The sequence below is a fragment of the Novosphingobium sp. PP1Y genome (assembly GCF_000253255.1).
Taxonomy (GTDB): Bacteria; Pseudomonadota; Alphaproteobacteria; order Sphingomonadales; family Sphingomonadaceae; genus Novosphingobium.
In genome coordinates this window covers 3,573,430-3,594,669 of record NC_015580.1, presented here as the reverse complement: position 1 = coordinate 3,594,669, position 21,240 = coordinate 3,573,430, and the positions used below count along the sequence as shown (strand labels likewise).

20 protein-coding genes are annotated in these 21,240 nt (G+C 66.8%); 14 read left to right on the top strand and 6 right to left on the bottom strand.

Features of this window, described 5'->3' with window-relative positions; all coding sequences use genetic code 11:
• Window positions 1-348: a flagellar basal body rod protein FlgB gene (flgB, locus tag PP1Y_RS22940; RefSeq protein WP_013834316.1), complete on the bottom strand. Its 348-nt coding sequence runs from the start codon at window positions 346-348 to the stop codon at window positions 1-3.
• A 215-nt stretch (window positions 349-563) separates the two neighbouring features.
• Here flgB and PP1Y_RS22935 point away from each other — a divergent pair, with 215 nt between their 5' ends.
• The 9 genes from PP1Y_RS22935 (at window position 564) to PP1Y_RS22895 (ending at window position 7,778) form a co-directional block, all read left to right on the top strand.
• Window positions 564-1,253 (top strand): MotA/TolQ/ExbB proton channel family protein, encoded by a 690-nt coding sequence (locus PP1Y_RS22935; protein WP_013834315.1) that lies wholly within the window; start codon window positions 564-566, stop codon window positions 1,251-1,253.
• On the top strand, window positions 1,250-1,780 hold the full coding sequence (locus PP1Y_RS22930) for a hypothetical protein (protein ID WP_007012296.1): 531 nt from the start codon (window positions 1,250-1,252) through the stop codon (window positions 1,778-1,780). Before PP1Y_RS22935 ends, PP1Y_RS22930 begins: the two co-directional genes overlap by 4 nt.
• A gap of 20 nt (window positions 1,781-1,800) precedes the next feature.
• Window positions 1,801-2,301 carry a flagella basal body P-ring formation protein FlgA gene (locus PP1Y_RS22925; protein WP_041559120.1) on the top strand — a complete coding sequence of 167 codons (501 nt, stop codon included), beginning with the start codon at window positions 1,801-1,803 and terminating at the stop codon, window positions 2,299-2,301.
• A gap of 120 nt (window positions 2,302-2,421) precedes the next feature.
• On the top strand, window positions 2,422-2,745 hold the full coding sequence (gene flgM / locus PP1Y_RS22920) for a flagellar biosynthesis anti-sigma factor FlgM (RefSeq protein ID WP_013834314.1): 324 nt from the start codon (window positions 2,422-2,424) through the stop codon (window positions 2,743-2,745).
• Window positions 2,742-3,077, top strand: a complete 336-nt coding sequence (locus PP1Y_RS22915) for a hypothetical protein (RefSeq protein WP_013834313.1) — start codon at window positions 2,742-2,744, stop codon at window positions 3,075-3,077. The genes flgM and PP1Y_RS22915 overlap by 4 nt, the downstream gene beginning before the upstream one ends.
• 81 nt (window positions 3,078-3,158) lie before the next feature.
• Window positions 3,159-4,031, top strand: a complete 873-nt coding sequence (locus PP1Y_RS22910; RefSeq protein ID WP_232512539.1) for a transglycosylase SLT domain-containing protein — start codon at window positions 3,159-3,161, stop codon at window positions 4,029-4,031.
• Complete coding sequence (locus tag PP1Y_RS22905; RefSeq protein ID WP_007012291.1) at window positions 4,028-6,157, top strand: flagellar biosynthesis protein FlhA; 2,130 nt, start codon at window positions 4,028-4,030, stop codon at window positions 6,155-6,157. The genes PP1Y_RS22910 and PP1Y_RS22905 overlap by 4 nt, the downstream gene beginning before the upstream one ends.
• The gene (locus PP1Y_RS22900) at window positions 6,154-6,927 is read left to right on the top strand and encodes a sigma-70 family RNA polymerase sigma factor (RefSeq protein WP_013834311.1); all 774 of its coding nucleotides are present in this window, start codon (window positions 6,154-6,156) and stop codon (window positions 6,925-6,927) included. The genes PP1Y_RS22905 and PP1Y_RS22900 overlap by 4 nt, the downstream gene beginning before the upstream one ends.
• Before the next feature lie 221 nt (window positions 6,928-7,148).
• Window positions 7,149-7,778: a hypothetical protein gene (locus PP1Y_RS22895; RefSeq protein WP_051010097.1), complete on the top strand. Its 630-nt coding sequence runs from the start codon at window positions 7,149-7,151 to the stop codon at window positions 7,776-7,778.
• A 125-nt stretch (window positions 7,779-7,903) separates the two neighbouring features.
• Here the strand turns inward: PP1Y_RS22895 and PP1Y_RS22890 are convergent, their stop codons facing one another.
• Window positions 7,904-9,640 (bottom strand): bifunctional diguanylate cyclase/phosphodiesterase, encoded by a 1,737-nt coding sequence (locus PP1Y_RS22890; RefSeq protein WP_013834309.1) that lies wholly within the window; start codon window positions 9,638-9,640, stop codon window positions 7,904-7,906.
• 156 nt (window positions 9,641-9,796) lie between these two features.
• Complete coding sequence (locus tag PP1Y_RS22885; RefSeq protein WP_013834308.1) at window positions 9,797-11,845, bottom strand: protein-disulfide reductase DsbD; 2,049 nt, start codon at window positions 11,843-11,845, stop codon at window positions 9,797-9,799.
• Window positions 11,846-11,943: 98 nt separating this feature from the next.
• Between PP1Y_RS22885 and PP1Y_RS22880 the strand changes: the two genes are divergently transcribed.
• Window positions 11,944-13,644 (top strand): alkaline phosphatase family protein, encoded by a 1,701-nt coding sequence (locus PP1Y_RS22880; protein WP_013834307.1) that lies wholly within the window; start codon window positions 11,944-11,946, stop codon window positions 13,642-13,644.
• A complete protein-coding gene (locus PP1Y_RS22875) occupies window positions 13,641-14,900 on the top strand; it encodes an FAD-dependent monooxygenase (protein WP_013834306.1) in 1,260 nt (419 codons plus the stop codon). Before PP1Y_RS22880 ends, PP1Y_RS22875 begins: the two co-directional genes overlap by 4 nt.
• Window positions 14,901-14,928: 28 nt before the next feature.
• Here PP1Y_RS22875 and PP1Y_RS22870 read toward each other — a convergent pair whose 3' ends face one another.
• From PP1Y_RS22870 to hemC, 3 genes are read right to left on the bottom strand one after another with little or no spacing between them, the layout of a single operon-like run.
• Entirely contained in the window at window positions 14,929-15,885 is a 957-nt protein-coding gene (locus PP1Y_RS22870; RefSeq protein WP_013834305.1) for a hypothetical protein, read from the bottom strand.
• Window positions 15,886-15,899: 14 nt separating this feature from the next.
• A complete protein-coding gene (locus PP1Y_RS22865) occupies window positions 15,900-16,598 on the bottom strand; it encodes a uroporphyrinogen-III synthase (protein WP_013834304.1) in 699 nt (232 codons plus the stop codon).
• A gap of 8 nt (window positions 16,599-16,606) precedes the next feature.
• Window positions 16,607-17,545: a hydroxymethylbilane synthase gene (gene hemC, locus PP1Y_RS22860; protein WP_013834303.1), complete on the bottom strand. Its 939-nt coding sequence runs from the start codon at window positions 17,543-17,545 to the stop codon at window positions 16,607-16,609.
• A 44-nt stretch (window positions 17,546-17,589) separates the two neighbouring features.
• Here hemC and tsaD point away from each other — a divergent pair, with 44 nt between their 5' ends.
• From tsaD to PP1Y_RS22845, 3 genes are read left to right on the top strand one after another with little or no spacing between them, the layout of a single operon-like run.
• On the top strand, window positions 17,590-18,642 hold the full coding sequence (tsaD, locus tag PP1Y_RS22855) for a tRNA (adenosine(37)-N6)-threonylcarbamoyltransferase complex transferase subunit TsaD (RefSeq protein ID WP_013834302.1): 1,053 nt from the start codon (window positions 17,590-17,592) through the stop codon (window positions 18,640-18,642).
• Complete coding sequence (locus PP1Y_RS22850) at window positions 18,639-19,637, top strand: NAD(P)H-dependent glycerol-3-phosphate dehydrogenase (protein ID WP_013834301.1); 999 nt, start codon at window positions 18,639-18,641, stop codon at window positions 19,635-19,637. Before tsaD ends, PP1Y_RS22850 begins: the two co-directional genes overlap by 4 nt.
• Entirely contained in the window at window positions 19,634-21,154 is a 1,521-nt protein-coding gene (locus PP1Y_RS22845) for a lipopolysaccharide biosynthesis protein (RefSeq protein WP_013834300.1), read from the top strand. The genes PP1Y_RS22850 and PP1Y_RS22845 overlap by 4 nt, the downstream gene beginning before the upstream one ends.
• Window positions 21,155-21,240 lie beyond the last annotated feature (86 nt).

The window sequence follows — 21,240 nt, the reverse complement described above, 5'->3', positions numbered from 1 at the left end:
CTATTCACCTCTCAGTGCGCGTTTGACGTTGTCGACGCGCGAGCGGATGAACTCGAGCGTGGTGGCGTAGCCGACGGCGTTTTCCGAAAAGGCGAGCTGCTCGTTCTGCAGCTCCACCGTATTGCCGTCGAGCGAGGGCATCACCGGAATGCGGTATTGCGTGGCGCTCTGCGCTGCGCTCCCGATATCGGCGCCGTTGCTTGCGGACTTCAGCGCCGCGGCAAAATCGATGTCGCGCGCCTTGTAGCCCGGGGTCCCGGCATTCGCGATGTTCGAGGCGATCACGCCCATGCGCTCGGAGCGAAGCTCGAGCGCCTTGGCGTGAATTCCGAACAGGTCCTGCGGCATTTGTCCTGGCTCCAGGTTTAATCTCCCCGGTTATTCGCAAGTACCGTGCCAGTTTCATGGATTGCCGCGGATTTCCGGGCTTTTGCCGCTCTCTTGCCGGAGGCGGCAGGGCAAGGCGGCAAGGCTTTGCCGGATGGCGGCAAAAAGGATCCGCCAAGCCCCTGAAATTCCCGCATTGCCGTCCGTTCTATCCTGCACGAAGGAGATGCAGCTTCATGCAGGTCGACAATCTGTTCGATGCCACCAGCGCCCTGATCGTTGTGGGCGGTACGATCGCGGCGACGGTCATGCGCTGCGGCCTGCGGGACACGCGCACGGCGTTCGCATCGCTTGGCGGCCTGTTCGGCAAGCGTTTCGATGCTGCCCGCGCCCGCGCCGAACTGGCCGGGCACGTGCGGGAAATGCAGACTGACGGGGTTATCCGCACGGCACCGCATCATTTCGGCGATGCGGAATTCGACGAGGCGACCGATGCCTTGATCGGAACCCGTTCGATCAGCGCCCTGCAGGCGGCCCATGTCGCCCACAAACGCCGCCGCGTGGTGCGCAATCGCCGCGCCGTGCGTACCTTCAACCAGGCGGCAGACCTCTCGCCGGTTTTCGGACTTGCCGGCACGCTTGTCTCGCTCAGCCAGTTGCCCGGCGGCGCGGAAGGGGCCGGAGATTTCACCACTGCAATCTCAATGGCCGTGCTGACGACGCTCTATGGGCTGTTGCTGGGCAACATCGTCTTCGCTCCGCTTGCGCGCGTCGTGGCCCGGGTGGGCGCGAAGGAAGAGCGTGAGCGCCAGAAAGTGCTCGATTGGCTGGAGGGCCAGCTCGTTTCCGCCTTGCCGGCCCATGCGCGCCCTGCGGCCATGGAAAAGGCCGTGGCGTCCATCGCCGCGCGCGGCTCACGCGCGTGAGCGGGCGCGCCTCGGTTGGTTGGCAAACCGCGCTGGCCGACCTTTCCCTGATCCTGTTCATGGTAACGGCCGCCGCGGTGAGCCGGCAGCCGCCCGAAGCCTTCGCCAAGGCCGGAAAGGTTGCGGCGCAGGCTGGCGGCGGAGCAGCGGTTTCGCCGCAGTCCGAGCCGCTCGCCGTCTATGTCGATGCGCCGGGTGCGCCGCCGCTTTCGCAGTGGCTGGCACAGCAGGCCGTCGATCCGCGCCAGCAGCTCACGATCACCGCGCATTACGGGGAGGCCCCCGAGGCGCAGGCCCGCGCGATGGCCGAAGCCACGCGCCTGCTCGAGCAGGCGGGGAGGGCAGGCCACGCCGCACGTATCGTCGTCGAGCCCGGGCAAGGTCCATCGCGCGTCGTCATTGCTTACGATGCGCCGCTGGTGAACGATGAGGGCAGGGCGGCTGCGCAAGTCAGCCTCTCGTCGCGCGGGACGCAGAAAAATGCGCCGGAAGTGGCACGGAAATTGCAGGAGTCGGGCCAAAGTTAAAGCTACAGGATACCCTGAAGATGACGACTGGCCTTGTCCTCGCTGCCGCCGCGGCAGCTTCCGCCCTTGCCGGCTTTGCCGATCTCGAAGCGATCGACCGACAGGTTGCCGGCTTTACCGGAGCGCCGATCGGCGCGGTCGGCGGGGCCATGACGGGTGTCGACCGCCGTTTGCGCCTGCAGCCTTGCCGCAGCGGACTGGCGCTGTCCTGGCGCACGACGATGCATGACAGCGTCGTCGTCCAGTGCGGCGATGCCAACGGCTGGCGAATTTTCGTGCCGGTGCGCCAGGCCGCTCCGGTCGCCGCCGCTCCCGTGGCCAATGCGGTCAATCGCGGCGATGCGGTCGCGATCTCGATTTCCGGTGACGGCTTTTCCGTCTCGCAACCGGGCGAGGCTCTCGATGCAGGTGCCGTGGGCGACTGGATCAGGGTGCGCCCGGTAACCGGCACGCGCACACGTGCCGAACCGATGCGGGGCCGCATCGAACGGCCGGGCGTAGTATCCATTCCCTTGCCCTGAACAAAAACTTTCGGTTTGCCCTTAGTACCTTGCGGCTCATTTCGAAATTTTTTGCCCCGGGCCTTAAAAGAACCTTAGCCCCGCCGTTTTAAGCTGCAGGAACTTTCAAGGAGCGGCATCATGCCACCTATCGAAGTGGGACCTGCACGCGCAATTACCGCGATCAGTGCCAGGCTGGCCCGCACGGCGGGCAAAGACTCCCTGCCCGGCGCGAACGGCGCTGCGGCAGTCAGTAAAACTGCGCCGACCGACAAGCAGGCGGCGATTGCCGCCGGTGCGGCGGTGGAGACGACCGAGGCGCTCGATCCGAGCGCGCCGCCGGTCAATACCGAACGCGTGAAGCAGATCCGCAAGGCCGTGGAATCGGGGACCTATCCCCTCGTTCCCGCCGAAATTGCGGACGCCATGATTGCAGCCGGCGTGCTGCTGAGGAGCGGCAAGTGATTACCAGGACTGAACTTCGTGACACCCTGCGGCAGATGCTTGCCGTGCTGGAAAGCGAACGGCAGGCTCTTGCCGGTCTCGACCTCGACGCGATCGTCGGTGCGACCAACGACAAGGACCGCCTGTGCGGTACCCTTGGCGGCGTCGACGGCATCGAGCTCGACGACGAGTGCCGCAGCCTGATCGATACGGCCAAGCGCCTCAACGAGGTGAACCGGCAGGTCCGCAATATCATTGCCGCCAATGTCACGACGCGTCTCAACGCCATCGTCGGCAGTCCGCAGGTCTATAACGCAACGCCGCGCTATGCGCAGGCAGTGGGCCGCAACTGACATTTGCCTTTCCCGGCAGGAGCCGTTTGGCACGGTTCTTGCTGAAACACTCCCGGTTAGATTTTCGACCGGGAGCCGGAATTGAGCGATGCACCAGGTATCGGTGGGGTAGGAAGCCCGAATGGCGGCGGCACTCGCGTGCAGGCCGCCATTGCGCGTGCCGCTGCCGCCACCGGCGTCGACTTCAAGTACCTGATGGCCCAGGCCAAGCTCGAGTCCAGCATGGACCCGGGCGCCAGGGCGTCGACATCCAGCGCCGCCGGCCTCTATCAGTTCACTCAGGGCACCTGGGTCGAAACGCTCGACCGCCATGCCGATCGCCATGGCCTCGACTGGGTCGGTTCCGCGATTGACGGTGGGCGGATCACCGATCCCACGATGCGCGCGCAGATCATGTCGCTGCGCTACGATCCCGACACTTCGGCGATGATGGCTGCCGAACTGGCCAGCGACAACCGCGCCGAGCTGACCGGCGTGCTGGGCCGCGAGCCGGATTCGTCCGAGCTATATCTCGCCCACTTCCTCGGCATTTCCGGGGCCAGCCAGTTCCTGTCGGCCCTCAATACCAATCCATCGCAGAGCGCGGCCTCGATCCTGCCCAAGGCGGCAGCGGCCAATCGCGGCATCTTTTACGACGGCGGCGCACCGCGCAGCGTCGGTGGGGTGATGGATCTCATCCGCGGCAAGGTGTCGCAGGCGATGAACGGCGAAGCGCCGGCGCATTGGGCGACGATGTCAACCAATGCGCAGCTCGCGGCAGCACCGGCTGCACCGCAATCGCACCTGGGGCCAATCGCCCGCGAATTCCATGCCGGACTGGGCGAGGCGCCGCAGACGGCGACGCGCTCCATGTCCGCAACTCTCCAAGGCACATTCGGTTCGGGCTCGGGGGCGGATACCGCCCCGGCGCATGTCCGTAACGCCTACGCCAAGCTTGCGAGGTTCGGACTGTGAATCTGTTCAAACGCGTTTCGGACCCCGGGTCGCTGGCGTTGCCGGCCGGTATCCTCACGCTCATCGTGCTGATGATCGTGCCGGTCCCGGCCATCGTCCTCGACATCTCCTTCGTCATGAACATCGCGCTTTCGGTGGCGATCCTGATGGCGGCGATGAACGCGGACAAGCCGCTGGACTTCTCCTCGTTCCCGTCGGTCCTGCTCTTCGCCACCTTGCTGCGCCTGGCGCTCAACGTCGCCTCGACGCGCGTCGTGCTGGTCCACGGACACGAGGGCGAGGCGGCCGCGGGCAAGGTCATCGAATCCTTCGGCGCCTTCCTGATCGGCGGCAATTTCGCCGTCGGCATCTTCGTCTTCCTGATCCTGATGATCATCAACCTGGTCGTGGTGACCAAGGGCGCGGGACGCGTGTCGGAAGTTTCGGCACGTTTCACCCTCGACGCCTTGCCGGGCAAGCAGATGGCGATCGACGCCGACCTTGCCGCCGGACTGCTCACCGCAGACGAGGCCAAGGCCCGCCGCCGCGAAGTGTCCACCGAGGCGGACTTCTACGGCTCGATGGACGGTTCGTCGAAGTTCGTGAAGGGCGACGCGATTGCCGCGCTGCTGATTCTGGGCGTGAACATCATTGCCGGCTTCTGCCTCGGCATGATCAGCCACGGGCTGTCTGCCGGAGAGGCCGCGCAGACGTACATCACCCTGGCCATCGGCGACGCGCTGGTCGCGCAGGTTCCCTCGCTTCTGCTGTCGATTGCCGCTGCGGTCATCGTCACCCGCGTTGCCGACACCCGCGACCTTGCCGGCCAGATCGGCGGCCAGTTTGCCGATCCCGGCACCTGGTTGCCGGTTGCCGTCGTGCTTGGCGCGATGGGCATGATCCCGGCGATGCCGCAGTCGATCTTCTTGCCCGCATCGGGTCTCGCCTTCTGGTTGTGGTATGCGCTCAAGAAGCGGCGCGACCGCCCGGTGGTGGTGGCCGAGCCGATGCCCGAACCCGTCGATCCGGCGAAGATCGAGCTGGAGGAAGTCTCCGACCACACGCTTGTCACCATCGAGCTGGGCTATGGACTCGTCCAGCTGGTGGACGACCGCAAGGGTTCACCGCTTGTCCAGCGCGTCACCGGCGTGCGCAAGCAACTCAGCCAGGCGTTCGGCTTCATCGTGCCGCAGTTCCGGGTGCGCGACGCGCTCGACATGCCGCCGCACGAATATCGCATCATGCTGGGCGGGGTGAACCTGGGCGGCGCCATGATTCGCGCCGACAAGGTGCTGGCCATCGATGCCGGCGAAGTGCGGCCCAACCACACGCTCAAGGGCGAGGCGACGCGCGATCCCAGCTTCGGCTGCCCGGCGCTGTGGATCGACCCGGCCCAGCGCGACCATGCCACGGCAGAGGGCTTCCTTACCGTCGATGCCGGCACCGTTATCGCCACGCACCTCAACCAGCTCCTGTCGGAACGTCCGCAGGACATGCTCGGTCCCGACCAGGTCAAGGACTTGCTGGAATCGCTCAAGGAACATGCCTCGGGCCTTGTCGAGACGATCCATCCCCAGCCGCTCACGCTGGCTGCGATCACCCGCCTGCTGCGCTCGCTGCTGGAAGATCACATCCCGATCTCGCATCCCTTGCCGATCCTGCAGAGCCTCAGCCGCGCGGTGCAGCAGACGGTCGATCACGACCGGCTGGTGGAACTCCTGCGCGCGGACCTTGGCGCCCTGATCGTCGGGCGCATCTGCCCACCGCACGAGCGGCTTCCGGTCCTGACGCTCGACGCCGGGCTGGAATCCGCCATCGTCCAAGGGATGCAGGACCCGGTCACCGGTCAGCCGGTGATCGAACCCGACCTCGCCCGCATGATCGGCGAGCGCGTTTCCGAACTGTCGGAGGCCCGCGGCCCGGGCGCGATCCCGCTGACGCTGGTCGTCCAGCCCCGCGCCCGCCGTACCCTGGCCGCGCTGCTGCGCCTGCGCGCGCCTTCGTGTCTCGTACTCAGCATTGCCGAACTGCCGGCGACCCAACCGATCGAGGTGGTCGACGTCATCGGCAGTGCGCCGCCGCAGCGACAGGCTCCGGGCCTGCCGCGACCAGACCATAACGATCCAGCTGAAAGCATGGCAGCATGAAGCACGATCCCAATGCATTCGCGCCCGCGCCGACCTACAAGGTCAACACCGCGCAGTCCCGGCGTGTCAGTGGCGCCTATCAGGGTGACGTGGCGGACCGGGTTCGCCGGTTCCTGCCCATGGTCAGGCGGCTTGCCTGGCATGTGAACGGAACCGGCCGGCCCGGTATCGAACTCGAAGACCTGATGCAGGCGGGCCTCGTCGCCCTGACCGAGTGCGCCCAGCGTCATCAGGGGCCGGGCGAGGACGGCTTTGCCGCCTATGCCAAGATGCGCGTGCGCGGGGCGATGGTGGACCTGATCCGCCGGACGCTTCCGATGTCACGCGGTGCCAGCGAAAGGCGTCGCCTGCTGGCCGAAAAGCAGACCGAACTGCGCGGGGTGCTGGGCCGCGATCCATTGCCGCAGGAACTGGCCGAGGCCATGGGCATCGACGAAGCCGAACTGCACGCCCTGCGCGATTCCAGCCAGCCGCTGCACTTCGAGCCGATCGACGAGATCTATTCCGACCAGAACATGGCCTTTGCCGACGAGACCCCCGACAGCCTTTCCATCCTCCAGGACGAAGAGATGCGCGAGGCGGTCATCGCCGCCATCGCCGAGCTTCCCGAGAGGCTCAAGCTGATCGTCTCGCTCTATTTCGTGGAGGAACTGAATCTCTCCGAAATCGCGCAAGTGCTCGATGTTTCGATCCCGCGCGTCCACCAGCTCAAGGCGCAGGCTCTCGCCAAGCTGCGCGAGGCGCTGGAAGGCATGGCGGAGATCATCTGATTCCGGCCTGAAGAGCGTGCAGAACTGCACGTTCGACGGGGCCGGAACACAGGCTTGCCGCCTGCACGGCAACCGTTTGCCGCATTTGCCGCCTCATTTGCGACGAGGCGTTCGCGGCGATGCAACTACCCCCTCTCCCGGCCGCTTCAACATACGCGGGGAAGGAGTGCGCTCGATGCGCCTCCTGTGTGTTGAACCGAAGAAGCCTTGGGAGATGCAACGTGATAACCATTACCCCGCTCGGGCTGGCGATAGGGCTGATCGTCCTTGCCGTGATTGTCGGCGCCGCCCTCATGTACATGCGCAAACGCCATAGCGAGCAGCTGCGCGACCGCTTCGGCGGTGAGTACGACCGCACCGTTCGCGAAGCCGGCAATGCGCATCGCGGCGAAACCATCCTGCACGAACGCGAAAAGCGCGTGGCCTCGTTCGACATCCGTCCGCTCTCGGAAGAAAGCCGGGCCCGTTACGTTGAAGCATGGCGCAAGGTGCAGGCCCGCTTTGTGGATTCCCCGGCCGATGCCGTGACCCGCGCCGACGTTCTTCTCGGCGAAGTCATGGAAGAGCGCGGCTATCCGGTCGTCGATTTCGAACAGCGTTCGGCCGACCTCTCCGTCGACCATGGCGACGTGGTGCAGAACTATCGCGCCGGCCATGCCATTGCCGAGCGTCATTCGCGCGGCGAGGCGGGCACCGAGGACCTGCGTCAAGCCATGATTCACTATCGCGCCCTGTTCGACGATCTCGTCCATGAGCCGGTCGACAGCACTCCGGTCATCGAGGGCCGCGACGGGCGCATCCATGACATGCGCAAGGACAGGAGTTTCAGCCGGGAGAAGCTCCACGACTGATCATATCGACAGCGCCGAATGCATCGCCTTGCAGCGCAACCGCGCGTGCTTCAGGCGATGGCCCGCGATCTGACGGCTGATGAGCGGCAGGCAGCAGGGCGCCACACATCGCCCCTGCCTGCCGCTCAGGCGGCAACCCGCTCGTTGGATGGCGGGCTGAGGCGGTTGAGCACCGCCGGAACCTGGGCCGCGGGAATGGCCTCGCAATGGAAATGGCCCTGGACGCGATCGCATCCCATGACCGTGAGCAGCTCCATCTGATCTGACGTCTCGACACCTTCCGCGGTTACCGAAATGCCCAGGCTGTGCGCGAGAGCGATCATGCCGTGGACGATCTTCTGGTCTCGCGTGTCGCTGGTCAGGTTGGTGATGAAGCTGCGGTCGATCTTCAAGCGGCTGATGGGCAGTTCCTTCAGATGCGTGAGCGAGGCAAAGCCAGTGCCGAAATCGTCGAAGGCGATTTCGACGCCTGCGTTCGACAGCGCATGAAGTTCGCGCCGGACGATCTCCGATTGCTGTCCCAGGAACATGCCCTCGGTCACCTCGATGCCGATGCGTTCGACACCGACGCCATGCCGGTCGAGCAGGGTCAGGAGGCGTGCCGCGAAGTGCGGGGCGTCGAAGTCGGCGGTCGTCGTGTTGTATTTCACTTGCGCGAACGGAATGCCTGCATCGATCCAGGCGCGGGTCTGCATGATTACCGCTTCCTGCACGAACGTGCCGATCTCCGCGCAGAGCTGGCGCGATTCGAAAACCTCTTCGAACGCGCCGGGTGCGATCAGGCCGAGCACCGGATGATGCCAGCGCAGCAGGGCCTCGAACGATGGCAGGCCGCTTTCATGCAGGCCAACGATCGGTTGGTAGAACAGTTCGAACTGTCCGACGGAAAGGCCTGCGTGTGCCTGTTCCTGGATCAGAACGCGCCGCCGCGTGCGCTCCAGCATTTCCGGCTTGAAGCGGATACAGCGGTTCCGGCCCACGCGCTTGGCCGAATAGAGCGCGACGTCGGCGCAATTGATCAACTCGGCCGTGCACTGGCCGTCCTTTGGATAGACCGAAAGGCCGATGCTTGCCGTCGCAAGCAGGAAAGCCGGTCCGATCTGGACGGGAGCCCTGACCGCTTCCTGCATTTGTTCTACGATGTCCGTCAGCGGCGCGCTGTCGGGCGTGCGCTTCAGGACAATGGCGACCTCGTCGCCGCCGGGCCTTGCGATCAGTGCCTCGCTGCCCAGCACGGTGCGCAGGCGATAGGCCATGGTCTTGAGGAACTGGTCACCGGCATCGTGCCCGCTGACGTCGTTGATGTCCTTGAAGTTGTCAATGTCGAGCATCAGCAGCGCCAAGCCGTGCTGGTGCAGTTGCGCCTCGCTCAGGAGCTGGGCGAAGCGATGCTGGAAGCCGAGGCGGTTCTGCAACCCGGTGAGCGCATCGGTGACGGCCATCGCGCGCATGCGCTGCTCGGCGTTCTTCTGTTCGGTGATGTCGAAGCGACAGGAAACGAAGCGGCAGACCTCCCCCGCCTCGTCGAGTTCGGGGAAGATGGTCGTCGAGACCCAGTAGAGCGAGCCGTCCTTCGCCCGGTTGCAGATTTCCCCGCGCCAGATTTCGCCGGCGCAGATCGTGTTGAACATGGTCTTGAAGAAGGCCCGGTCGTGATGGCCGCTGTTGAGGATGCGGTGGTTGGCGCCGACGAGTTCCTCGTGACCGTAGCCGCTGATCTCGCAGAACCGGTCGTTTGCATAGAGGATCCGCCCGGCGCGGTCGGTCACTGCGACGATCAGGACATCGTCGACGGCCTCGATCCAGAACGAGCCGGCCTGCTGGCCATGATCCTGCAAACTGTTGACTGCGGGTGATCCCATCCGGCGGTGTCCCGAATCGCGGTTTCAATTCGTCTCCTGATAACGGTAACGCGGCTAACGGTTTTGCGTTGGGCAGCTAGGGGACTCACCGCTGGCAAAGATGAATCCGCGTCAATATCTCGCCGAGGAGCGCGAGCCGCCGCAAACGCGGCAGGATCAGCGGTCCGCTTTCTCTGCAAGCAGTGCAGGGGTCAGCACCTGGGGCAGCTTTTCGGGTGCGCGGCCCGGGGCGTACCAGACATAGAGCGGAACGCCGGCTGCGCCCTGGGCGGTGAGATAGCGGGTAATATCCGGATCGCGCCGGGTCCAGTCTCCGCGCAGCACCGCTACGCCTGCTTTTTCGAAGGCGGACCGGGTGTCCTCGCGCTCTATGGCGACTTCCTCGTTGACCTTGCAGGTCAGGCACCAATCCGCCGTCATGTAGACGAAGACCGGCTTGCCCGAAGCGCGGGCCTGCGACAGCGCTTCCTCGCTGAACGGCGCGGTCTTCAGGATGCTGTCGACATGCGCGGCACGCGGGCCCGGACGCGGCAGGAGGGCAAGTCCGGCAACGGCAGCGAAGGTCGCAAGCATAGCCGCGGGCGCGGCGCTGCGACCCCGGCGCTGGGCCATGCCGGCCCCGGCGAGCGCCACGAGGACGACGCCGGTGAACAGCAGTGCGCCCAGCAGGAACCATTCGCCTCCGATTTTCCACGCCAGCCATGCGAGGGCCAGCGCGGTCAGGCCCATCGGCATGGCCATGATCAGCCTGAAGCGGCGCATCCACGCCCCGGGCCTGGGCAGGCGGCGGCGCAGAGCCGGGATGAATGCAACGGCGATGAAGGGCAAGGCGATGCCCAGGCCCAGCGCGGCGAAGAGGGCCAGCGCGGGCACGACCGGCAGCAGCAGCGCCGCGCCCATCGCGCTCGCCATGAACGGCCCGGTGCAGGGCGTCGCGACGAAGGCGGCAAGCAGGCCGGTGGCGAAGGCGCCCTGCGTATAGCTGCGCGGGCTGCCGCCGGACACGAAACCGGGAACGGCGAATTCGAACAGGCCGAGCAGGTTCGCGGTAATGGCGCTTGCCAGCAGCAGCAGGCCGACCACCACCAGCGGTTCCTGCAACTGGAAGGCCCAGCCCACTTCCTCGCCCGCGGCGCGCAGCACCAGCAGGACGCCGCCCAGCGCCAGGCACGCGGCTATGACGCCGGCGGCATAGGCAAGGCCCTCGATCCGCGCATGGGCCTCGCTCTCGCCCGCGCGGGCGAGGCTGAGCGCCTTGAGGCTGAGGATCGGGAAGACGCAGGGCATGACATTGAGCAGCAAGCCGCCCGCCAGCGCGGCGAGCAGCAGCCATGGCAAGGAAGGCAGAACAGGTGCGCCGCCGGCTGCGATCGTTTCCCCGCCCGTCGGCACCGTGCCGGGCCGTGCGGTGAAGGAAATGCCGTTGCCGGCGCGGTCGAACTTGAGCACGCCTTCGATCACTGCCGGGCTCTGCGGGTCGAAACCGACGCGCGGGATCGTCACCAGCAGCAGGTCGCCCTTGCGCGCGAAAACCTGCGGCGCGGCGTAGTCCACCACCTTGTCCTGCGCGATGAAGACGTGCGGTTCGCCAAGGTCGACCGAAGCCGGAAGCGGGATCGCGAGACGCAGGGACTGGTCGGAAAGCGCCATCTCGACCGGGGCGCCCAGCGGTGCGGGCAGGCGGCGGGTCCATTCAGCAAAGCGGGCGGGGTCCTCGCCCGGCGCACCGACAATCACTTCGGTGCCAAGGTCGGCGCGTTCGGGCACGCAGATCTGGTCGGTGCAGGCCAGCCACTGCGCCTTGACGCGCACCGGCAGGCGGCTGCCCGGCCTGGCATTCGCAGGCAGGGTCAGCGGCACGAGAACCGCGTAGTCGCTCTCATAGACATGGTTCATCAGCCCGGAGACGATCAGCGTATGCGGTACCGGGTACTGCGGCTGGCCGATTTTCGCGCCGGAAGGCAGCGCCCAGTCGAGCTGCATGCCCAGCCCCGCGTCGCCCGGATTGGTCCAGTAGCCGTGCCAGCCCTTTTCGGGCTTCATGTCTATCGCGAGGGTGACGTGGCCGCCATCCGGGGCAGGCGGCCCGGCCACCAGCTGTGCAGCGATATGGTTCGGCGCTGCCGATACTGTCGCCGGAAGCAGGAACAGGGCCAGCAGGTGACACATGACTGCCACAAACAGGCGATAGCGGCGCGTATCCATGAAGCTCCCGTGCATCCGGCGGCCTTGCGAAACATATTCGCTCCGGCCAAAGTTGCATTGCCTGCATTGCGCTGACTTTTCAAGGAACCTCCCCCCATATGCCTCTCGCCTCGCGCCTTTGCCTCGCACCGCTCGTCCTTGCCGGTCTCGCAGCATTTTCGGCTCCGGCCTTTGCCGGGGATGTACCTTCTGCCCAGGCGCCTTCCCCGCAGGCGCCGGCTGCCCGGACTGCGCAGGAAAAGCCGAAGCTGATCCTGGCCATTTCGGTCGATCAGTTTTCCGCCGACCTCTTCGCCCAGTATCGTGAGCATTACAGCCACGGCCTTGGCCGCTTGCTCACCGGCGCGGTGTTCCCGTCGGGATTCCAGTCGCATGCCGCTACCGAGACATGCCCCGGCCATTCGACGCTGCTGACCGGCGTTCACCCGGCACGCACCGGCATTATCGCCAACAACTGGTATGTCCCGGGCATCGGCCGCGAGGACAAGCAGGTCTATTGTGCCGAGGACGAGAGCAATCCGCAGAGCACTTCAGACGATCCGGTCGTCTCGCCCGATCATCTCAAGGCGCCGACGCTGGGCGACCTGATGAAGCAGCGCAACCCGGCCGCGCTCAATGTCGCGGTCTCGGCCAAGGACCGTGCGGTCGTGATGATGAGCGGGCACACCGCCGATGCCGCCTACTGGTTCAAGGGCAAGGGCTTCACCAGCTATGCCGACCGCAAGCTGTCGCCCGCAGCGCAGGCCGAGAATGCCGCGCTGGCGCAGACCGTGGGCGCGGGCAGCGGCGACCTGCCGGTCCCGGGCTGGTGCGGCGCGGTCGATCGCGCAATGTCGCTCGGTACATTCTCGATCGGTACCTATCGCTTTCCGCTCAAGGCGGGCGACTTCAAGGGCTTCAGCGTCAGCCCGCGGATGGATGCGGCCACCACCGACATGGCTGTGCGCCTTGTCGACGAGATGGGCCTTGGCAAGGATGATGTCACCGACGTTCTTTCTGTCAGCTATTCGGCGACCGACAAGGTCGGCCATGCCTTTGGCACCGAGGGCGTCGAGATGTGCATCCAGATGGCGCAGCTCGACCAGACCATCGGAACCCTGCTCGATGCTCTCGATGCGCGCGGGATCGATTACCTGGTCGTGCTGTCGGCGGATCACGGCGGCATCGACGCGCCCGAGCGGCTGCGCGAGCAGGGCGTGCCCGATGCGGCCCGCCTCGATCCTTCGCTGACCGGCCAGGCTCTGGCGCAAGCGGTGTCGCAGGATACCGGGATCACTGCGAAGTCGGGGCCGCTCCTGTACGGTGCGGGCAGTTCGGGCGACATCTGGCTGGCCGATGGCCTGAGCGCCAGGGAGCGCCGCAAGGTGATCGCGGCACTGGTCGCCCGGCTCAAGGCGAACCCGCAGATCGCGGCGGTCTTTACCGCCGATGAGCTCAAGGCGGCCAAGATCCCCAGCGGCAATCCGCAGGACTGGACGATGATCGAACGCGTCGCGGCTTCCTACAACCCCGCCCACTCGGGCGAGGTTCTGATGATGACGAAGCGCGGCGTCGTGCCCGGCACCGAGCCGCATCCGGGCTATACCGCCACCCACGGCAGCCCCTGGGACTATGACCGCCGCGTGCCGATGCTGTTCTGGCGCCGGGGCATGGTGACCATGGAGCAGCCGCAGCCGGTGGAGACAGTCGACATCGCGCCGACGCTCGCCGCACAGATCGGTCTGGTCGAACCGGCGGGGACCTGGGATGGCAGGTGTCTCGACATCGACGCTTCGGAGGCCGATAGCTGCTCGCGATGAGCGAATCGCAGACGACCTTGCAGCAGGCGGCTTCTCCCGAACCCGGGGAGCGCCGCGACCTGATCATCCTTGGCGGCGGCCTTGTCGGCATGACGCTGGCACTGGCGGCCGCCCGCTCGGGCATCACCAGCCACGTCATCGACCGGGCCGATCCCGCTGACCTGACCGCGGTCGGCGCCGATGGCCGCGCCTCGGCGATTTCTACCGCGAGCTGGAACCTGTTCCGCAACATCGGCATCGCCGACAGTCTGGATGCGCTGGGCTGTCCGATCGATTCCATCGCGGTAACCGACGCCATGAAGCCGGGCCGGATCGATTTCACGCCCAAGCCTGAGGAAGGCTCGCTGGGCCGCATGTTCGCCAACCGCGATTTGCGCATCGCGCTGTTCGATGCCGCGCGGCAGGAACCGAACATCGCCTGGCACGTGAAGTCCGAGGCGGTGCGCCGCGATCGCGGGCCTCACGGTGTCGAGGTCGAGCTATCCGACGGCCGCGTGCTCAAGGCGAGCCTGCTCGTCGCGGCGGAAGGGCGCCAGTCGCCCACTCGCGACGAAGCCGGTTTCGCGCTGGCCAAGTGGGACTACAAGCACCGCGCCTTCGTGACCGGGCTGTTCCATGAAAAGCCGCATGACAATACCGCGTGGGAGATCTTCTATCCCGCCGGGCCTTTCGCGCTATTGCCGCTGCTCGACGACGAGGAGGGCCGCCATCGCAGCGCGCTGGTCTGGACCGTCGCGGAAAAGGACGCCGCCGGGATCACGGCCATGCCTGACGCGATGTTCGTCAACGAAGTGGCATCGCGCATGCACGGCGTGCTGGGCGCGATCTCGCTATCCGCGCCGCGCATGTCCTATCCGCTGCGGTTCCACCATGCAGGTCACGTGATCGACGACCGCCTCGCAGTGATCGGCGATGCCGCGCACGGCATGCATCCGATCGCCGGTCAGGGACTCAATCTGGGCCTGCGCGATGTCGGTGCGCTCGTGGAAGTGCTGACCGAAGGCATGCGTCTCGGCCTTGAGCCGGGCGATGCGCAGCTACTGGCCCGCTACGAGAAGTGGCGCAGCCTCGATGCCTTCATGGTCATGTCGGTGACCGACGGATTGACCCGCCTCTTCGGGATCCCGGGCCGCCTGCCCAGCGCGGCGCGGCGCCTTGGCATGGGCGCCGTCCAGCGCATGCCGACGCTCAAGCGCTTCTTCATGGACGAGGCGCGGGGCATGTCGGGCAAGCTGCCCGCACTGCTGCAGGGATAAGGACGCAGGCCCGGCCGGCGCGCCCGCCTCAGTTGACCGGCATTTCCATCGGTTGATCTGCGCTGTCTTCGCCGGGCATGGATTCCGGCGTGCCGGGCGTGGCCAGTGGGCTGGGCTGATCGACCTTGTGGCCCTCGGCATCCTGCAGGCGGCGCGGTTCGAGCATGGCCGTCGTTTCCAGCAGGTCGAGTGCGCGCTGGACTTCCTCATAGCGGCGGGCGTCGGCGATCCAGCGGTCGGCGGCTTCCGCGCCCGGCAGGCGTTCCACTTCGGAGACCGCGCTGCCGATGCGCTTGGCGGTAAGCATGACGCTGGCGCGTTCGATCCTTGCCGACGGGCTCATCAGCGCCGCCGAATCGCGGTGGACCTTGAACATCCCGGCCAGTTCGGTGCGGGCACGGTCCCACAGGCTCATGTCGCTGCCGGTCGCGCTCAGTTCGGGTGAAAGCGCCTCCAGGCGCGCGCGCAATTCGTCGATGGTGACGGGGTTCTTCGAGAAATCGATCACCGTCTGCACCGCGCGCGGCTGGGCATTGGCGAAACGCAGGCGCAGCTGGTCGGCGACGTAGCTGAGCGGCTCGCCGCGATCGACCATGCGGCGTGCGGCAAAGGCGATCAGCAGGCCCTCGGCCCTTGCGGCATTGCCCGATGCGGCGTCGGTCTGGAAATCGATGCGGGAGAGCCGGTCCTCCAGCAGCGCGAGGCGCCCCTCGATCGATCCGATCGCGGCAAGCTGCTTGGCCGTGGGCTGCGAGGGCTGCGCAGGTGTTTCGGGGGCGACGCTTTCGGTATCCGGCTCGGCAATCGTGGCGGGCTCTTCGGTCGGTTCCTCGACCGGCTGCAGCTTGTCGAGATAGCCGCGTGAACCCGCCCAGGCGACCAGCAGGGCGCCCAGCAGGAAGGCGAGCAAAGCCACGAAGATCACCCCGCTGCGCGAGCGCGGGCGGGTATGGGTTGCAGAGGATATCGCTGAACTGTCCTGCATCGAGCCTTTTTCGGTTATGGGACCCTGTTTGCGGTGTCTTGGCACATCTGCGAGGCCAAGACCAGTAAGGCGGCATCGCTCGGTTCGTCGGCGCTGTGCAGTGCGGCCCAGCCATCGCCCGCCCGTTCGGCCACGCGGGGGCCGATGGCGGCCAGGGAAACGGTCCCGCGGTCGATTCCCGATGCCTCCACGCACTGTGCGAAGTGGGCGGCAGCCTCGCCGGAATGCAGCAGGACCACACAAGGCGCAGTCAACAGGCGCTTCAGGTCCGCGGGGAGGGGCAGGGGCTCGCTGGCATAGACTTCGCGTGTGGTCATTGTCACGCCGGGGGGCAGCGAAAGCTCGACCCGTTCGCGTCCGGCGAGCCGAAGCAGGCGACGGTGCCCGGGCTCGAGGTCAGGCAGTACGCGCTGCAGCCCGCCTTTTCCGGTCGCAACGATGTTGAGGCCGGCGGCCCGCGCCGCATCGGCCGTCTTTTCGCCCACGGCATAGGCGGGAAGCCCGCGGTAGGTTTCCAGCGCCGCGCCGCCATGGCGCAGGGCATTGGCGCTGCCCAGCAGGATCGCGTCGACTTCGCGTGCAGGAACCGACTCCCATTCGAGCGCCCGGATCGCGAAGAGGGGGTAGCAGCGCGCATCGAGGCCCATGGCATGGGCTGCGACTTTCGTGGCACCCGCTCCGGGTTCGGGCCGAATGATGACGAGAGGGGTCATCGCCCCGCTCAGGCCGGTCCGTCGAAATGAGCGGCGATGGCCGGGACCGCGCGGGACAGGAGATCCGCACCCAGTCTGGCGGGGGCCTCGAGGTCGCTCGCGGCAAACCGGATTTCGCCTTCCACCTTCTCGGCGCCGTCCGGGCTGTACAGGGCGGCGCGCAGCACGATCCGGTCGCCTTCCAGGCGGGTCAGCACGGCGATCGGGCTGTGGCAGTTGCCGCCCAGCGACGCGAGCAGCGCGCGCTCGGCCATCACTGCGGACCGGCTGGGGGCATCGTCGATAGCCGAGAGAATCTCGTGGGTGCGCGCATCGTCGGCGCGGCATTCGATCAGGATGGCGGCCTGTCCCGGTGCCGGGAGCCATTCATCCTCGGCCAGGGGGTGGCCGGTTCCGGTCTGGCCCAGGCGCTCGAGCCCGGCGGCGGCAAGGAAGGTCGCGTCGGCTTCCCCCGCGGCCAGCTTGGCGAGGCGGGTGGCGACGTTGCCGCGAAAGGTGATGACCGAGCAGTCCGGGCGCGCGTGAAGCAGCTGCGCGGCGCGGCGCGGGGCGCTGGTGCCGACCACGGCGCCGGGCGGCAGGGCGTGGATGCTGTCGGCACCGATCAGCACGTCGCGCACGTCCGCGCGCGGCAGCACCGCGCAGATCGCGAAAGCATCGGGCCGGATCGTCTCCACGTCCTTGGCCGAATGCACGGCGAAATCGATCTCCCCGGCAGCCAGCCAGGCGTCGAGTTCCTTGGTCCACAGGGCCTTGCCGCCGATTTCGGCGAGGGCGCGGTCCTGGATGCGATCGCCGCTGGCGGTAACCGCGACGATCTCTATATGCGCAGGATCGATTCCATGGGCCGCGGCCAGGCGATCGCGCGCTTCCTCGGCCTGGGCCATGGCGAGCGGTGATCGGCGGGTGCCGAGGCGGAGTTTCATGTCTTGTTTATCGTGTGCCATCGGCGGGTTGTGCTACCCGGCATTGTCGTTCAGGGAAAGTCGCGATGAGGACAGTTCTCGGGATAGAATCTTCCTGCGATGAAACGGCTGCCGCGCTCGTGACCGACGGGCGCGTCATTCTTGCGCAGCGCATCGCGTCGCAGGACGAGGTGCACCGCCCCTATGGCGGCGTCGTGCCCGAGATCGCCGCGCGCGCCCATGCCGAACGCCTCGCTCCGCTGATCAAGGCCACGCTGGCCGATGCCGGCATGAAACTGGACGAGGTCGATGCAATCGCCGCCACGGCCGGTCCCGGCCTCATCGGCGGCGTGATGGTCGGCCTCGTCACAGCCAAGGCCCTGGCGATGGCGGCCGACAAGCCGCTCATCGCGATCAACCATCTTGAAGGCCACGCCCTCTCGCCCCGCCTGGCTGACGAGACGCTGGCCTATCCCTATCTGCTGCTGCTCGTTTCGGGCGGCCACTGCCAGATTCTCGCGGTCGAAGGTGTCGGGCAGTTCCGCCGCCTGGCCACGACCATCGACGATGCCTTGGGCGAGGCTTTCGACAAGACCGCCAAGCTGCTGGGCCTCGGCTATCCGGGCGGCCCCGCGGTCGAGCGGCTGGCCGCGCAGGGCGATGCGAAGAAAGTGCCCCTGCCGCGCCCGCTTGTGGGATCTTCCGAGCCGCACTTCTCCTTCGCGGGACTCAAGAGTGCGGTGATGCGCGCCAAGCACGCGCTCGATGCGGCGGCAGACCCGGATTATACCGATGCGGATATCGCCGCCTCGTTCCAGCAGGCCGCGATCGACTGCCTGATCGACCGCACGCGGCGCGCGCTAAAGGGCGTGGGCGAAATGAACGCGCTGGTCGTTGCCGGTGGGGTCGCTGCGAACACGGCGATCCGCGGTGCACTGGAAGCCCTTGCAGAAGATCATGGCCTGCCATTCGTCGCACCGCCGCTGGGCCTGTGCACGGACAATGCGGCGATGATCGCCTGGGCGGGCGTTGAACGTCTTGCACTGGGGCAGTCGGATCCGCTGGATACGGCCGCGCGTCCGCGCTGGCCGCTCGATCCCAATGCAGAAGCCGTTCGCGGCGCGGGAGTGAAGGCATGACGTGCAAGGTTGGGGTCATCGGCGCAGGCGCCTGGGGCACGGCCCTGGCGCAGTCGCTGGCGAGCGACGGCAGCGACGTGCTGCTCTGGGCGCGCGAGAGCGAAGTCGTGGCCGAAATCAACGCGCAGCACCGCAACAGCCTGTTCCTGCCGAGCGCCGGGCTTTCCCCGACGATCCGCGCTACCGGCGATCTTGCAGAGATGGCGGGATTGTCGGCGCTGCTGCTGGTGGTGCCTGCGCAGTTCCTCGCCTCCATCATCGCCCTGTTGCCCAAGGGTGAGCATGACCTTGTCCTGTGCGCCAAGGGGATCGAGGCCGGCACCGGGCGCCTGATGTCCGATGTCGCGGCCGCTGCCGCGCCGGATGCACAGCTGGCGGTGCTGTCCGGGCCGACTTTCGCACATGAGGTCGCCGCCGGATTGCCGACCGCGGTGACGCTCGCCTGCGCGGGCGGGGAAGCGCAGTGGGACCGGCTGGCGCCGCTGATCGTGCGTCACACCTTGCGACCCTATTATTCCGACGATGTCATCGGCGCCGAGATTGGCGGCGCGGTCAAGAACGTCCTCGCCATCGCCTGCGGCGTCGTCGAGGGGCTCAACCTCGGCCAGAACGCCCGTGCGGCACTGATTGCGCGCGGCTATGCCGAGATGCTGCGCTTCGGGATTGCGCGCGGCGCGCGGGCGGAGACGCTGGCCGGCCTTTGCGGCCTGGGCGACCTCGTACTGACCTGCAATTCCACTTCCAGCCGCAACTTCTCGCTCGGTCTTGCGATCGGGCAGGGTCAGTCTGCGGCGGCGGCCCTCTCGGGCAAGAACAGCGTTGCCGAAGGCGCGGCCACCGCGCCGGTCCTTGCCGAACTGGCCGCGCGCGAGGGCATCGACATGCCCATCGTCCAGGCCGTGTGCCGCTTGCTGAAGGGCGATGCGCCTGCAGGAACCGTAGTTGAAGACATGCTCGCACGGCCGCTGCGCGCAGAGCAGGAAGCCAATACTTGAGCGAGACTTCCGGCAGCGCCCAGGGCGCGCCCGGTTCCGGCGACCGGGATGACATTGCAGCGCTGGCCAAGGGCGGGCGGACGAACTTCTTCGGGTTCTTCCTGCGCCTCGCCGCGCGCATACCGTTTCTCTTCATCGCCGGCCGCGCCGCGGTTTACGGTCCGGCGGCGCTCGGTCGCTTCGCCTCCGCGCTGGTGGTGATCGAACTGTGCGCGATGATCTGCACGATGGGCGAGAAGCGCGGTCTGGCGCAGCGCCTCTCCGATACCGAGGGCGAGGTTCATCCCGCCAATGTCGTTGCCGATGGCATGGTCCTCGCGATCCTCGCCTCGTGCGCGGCGGCACTGATCCTCTGGTTCGTGCCCGCGCTGACGTTCCCGGGCGGCAAGTACACCGAAATCGACCGCTTGATGGTGATCGCCATCCCGCCCCTGACCTTGACCGAGATCTGGCTCGCGGCACTGGCCTATCGCCTGCGGATCAGCCCGACGGTCTGGTCGCGCGCCATCGTCGAGCCATGGACGATCTCGATCATGGCGGGCGCGATGATCTGGATTGCGCCCGAAAGCGGCCTTTCGCTGGCCTATATCGCCTCGATCTTCGCAGCGGCGATCACGGCCTTCATCCCCTTCATCCGCGAATACGGCCTGCCGCATCACTGGCGCCCCAAGGGCGGGCAGATGCGCCGTCTTGCGGTCCGTTCGATGCCGATCGCCCTGGCCGACACGATCGAGTGGGGGACGCGCCGCGTCGACATCTTCATGCTCGGTTTCCTTGCGCCGCCTGCCGCAGTGGGCGTCTACTACGCCGCCCAGCAGGTCGCGAGCCTGCCGCAGAAGCTCAAGACCAGCTTCGAGCCGGTGCTGGGGCCGGTCATCACTCGCAACCTGAAGGAAAAGGACTACGGGGCGATTGCCCGGCAGGTCTGCCAGGTGGGTTTCTGGATCACCGCGGCGCAGGCCGGCATTGCGCTTGCACTCGGTATTCCGGGCGAAGGGGTCATGGGCCTCGTCGGGCGCGAGTTCGTCGGCGGCACCGGCGCATTGGCCTTCCTGCTGGCCGCGGAAGTCGTCGCCGCGACGGCAGTCGTCAGCGAGGCGGCGCTGATCTACGTCGCCCGGGTTCAGAACCTCGCGGTCTCGGTAGTTACCATCGGCCTGCAGGCGGCCCTGACGCTGGCAGGCATCATGCTGATGCAGCACTATGGCTACAATTCGCTGTACCAGGCGGCAGCCGCTGCAATCGCGCTGATGCTGGCGCTGGGCTTCGCCTCGGTCGTCAAGTCGCGCATGCTGGCAAAGCACCTTGGCGAGAAGATCAACAACTGGCGCTGGGCGCTGGTCTGGGCGGCCGCTCCGGCGGTCGTCATCGGTTTTCTCGCCACGCAGTACCTGCCGGAATGGGCCGAACTGCTGTTCGGCATCCCCGCAATCCTCGGTTCGTACCTCTACGTCATCTGGAAGAAGGCCTTCGGTCCGGAAGATCGCAAGCTGTTCCAGAAGACGAAGGCGGCCTGAACCCGATTAACTCGCTGTAATCGGTTCGTCGCGCGCCAACGGCATTCAGTCGCGATTAACCCGCACTAGGCCCTTCTTCGCTCCGG

Excerpts from the sequence above, each read along its gene's own strand:
- flgB (WP_013834316.1), bottom strand. The coding sequence starts at position 348 with ATGCCGCAGGACCTGTTCGGAATTCACGCCAAGGCGCTCGAGCTTCGC.
- PP1Y_RS22935 (WP_013834315.1), top strand. The coding sequence starts at position 564 with ATGCAGGTCGACAATCTGTTCGATGCCACCAGCGCCCTGATCGTTGTG.
- PP1Y_RS22925 (WP_041559120.1), top strand. The coding sequence starts at position 1,801 with ATGACGACTGGCCTTGTCCTCGCTGCCGCCGCGGCAGCTTCCGCCCTT.
- flgM (WP_013834314.1), top strand. The coding sequence starts at position 2,422 with ATGCCACCTATCGAAGTGGGACCTGCACGCGCAATTACCGCGATCAGT.
- PP1Y_RS22900 (WP_013834311.1), top strand. The coding sequence starts at position 6,154 with ATGAAGCACGATCCCAATGCATTCGCGCCCGCGCCGACCTACAAGGTC.
- PP1Y_RS22890 (WP_013834309.1), bottom strand. The coding sequence starts at position 9,640 with ATGGGATCACCCGCAGTCAACAGTTTGCAGGATCATGGCCAGCAGGCC.
- PP1Y_RS22885 (WP_013834308.1), bottom strand. The coding sequence starts at position 11,845 with ATGGATACGCGCCGCTATCGCCTGTTTGTGGCAGTCATGTGTCACCTG.
- PP1Y_RS22880 (WP_013834307.1), top strand. The coding sequence starts at position 11,944 with ATGCCTCTCGCCTCGCGCCTTTGCCTCGCACCGCTCGTCCTTGCCGGT.
- PP1Y_RS22875 (WP_013834306.1), top strand. The coding sequence starts at position 13,641 with ATGAGCGAATCGCAGACGACCTTGCAGCAGGCGGCTTCTCCCGAACCC.
- PP1Y_RS22870 (WP_013834305.1), bottom strand. The coding sequence starts at position 15,885 with ATGCAGGACAGTTCAGCGATATCCTCTGCAACCCATACCCGCCCGCGC.
- PP1Y_RS22865 (WP_013834304.1), bottom strand. The coding sequence starts at position 16,598 with ATGACCCCTCTCGTCATCATTCGGCCCGAACCCGGAGCGGGTGCCACG.
- hemC (WP_013834303.1), bottom strand. The coding sequence starts at position 17,545 with ATGGCACACGATAAACAAGACATGAAACTCCGCCTCGGCACCCGCCGA.
- tsaD (WP_013834302.1), top strand. The coding sequence starts at position 17,590 with ATGAGGACAGTTCTCGGGATAGAATCTTCCTGCGATGAAACGGCTGCC.
- PP1Y_RS22850 (WP_013834301.1), top strand. The coding sequence starts at position 18,639 with ATGACGTGCAAGGTTGGGGTCATCGGCGCAGGCGCCTGGGGCACGGCC.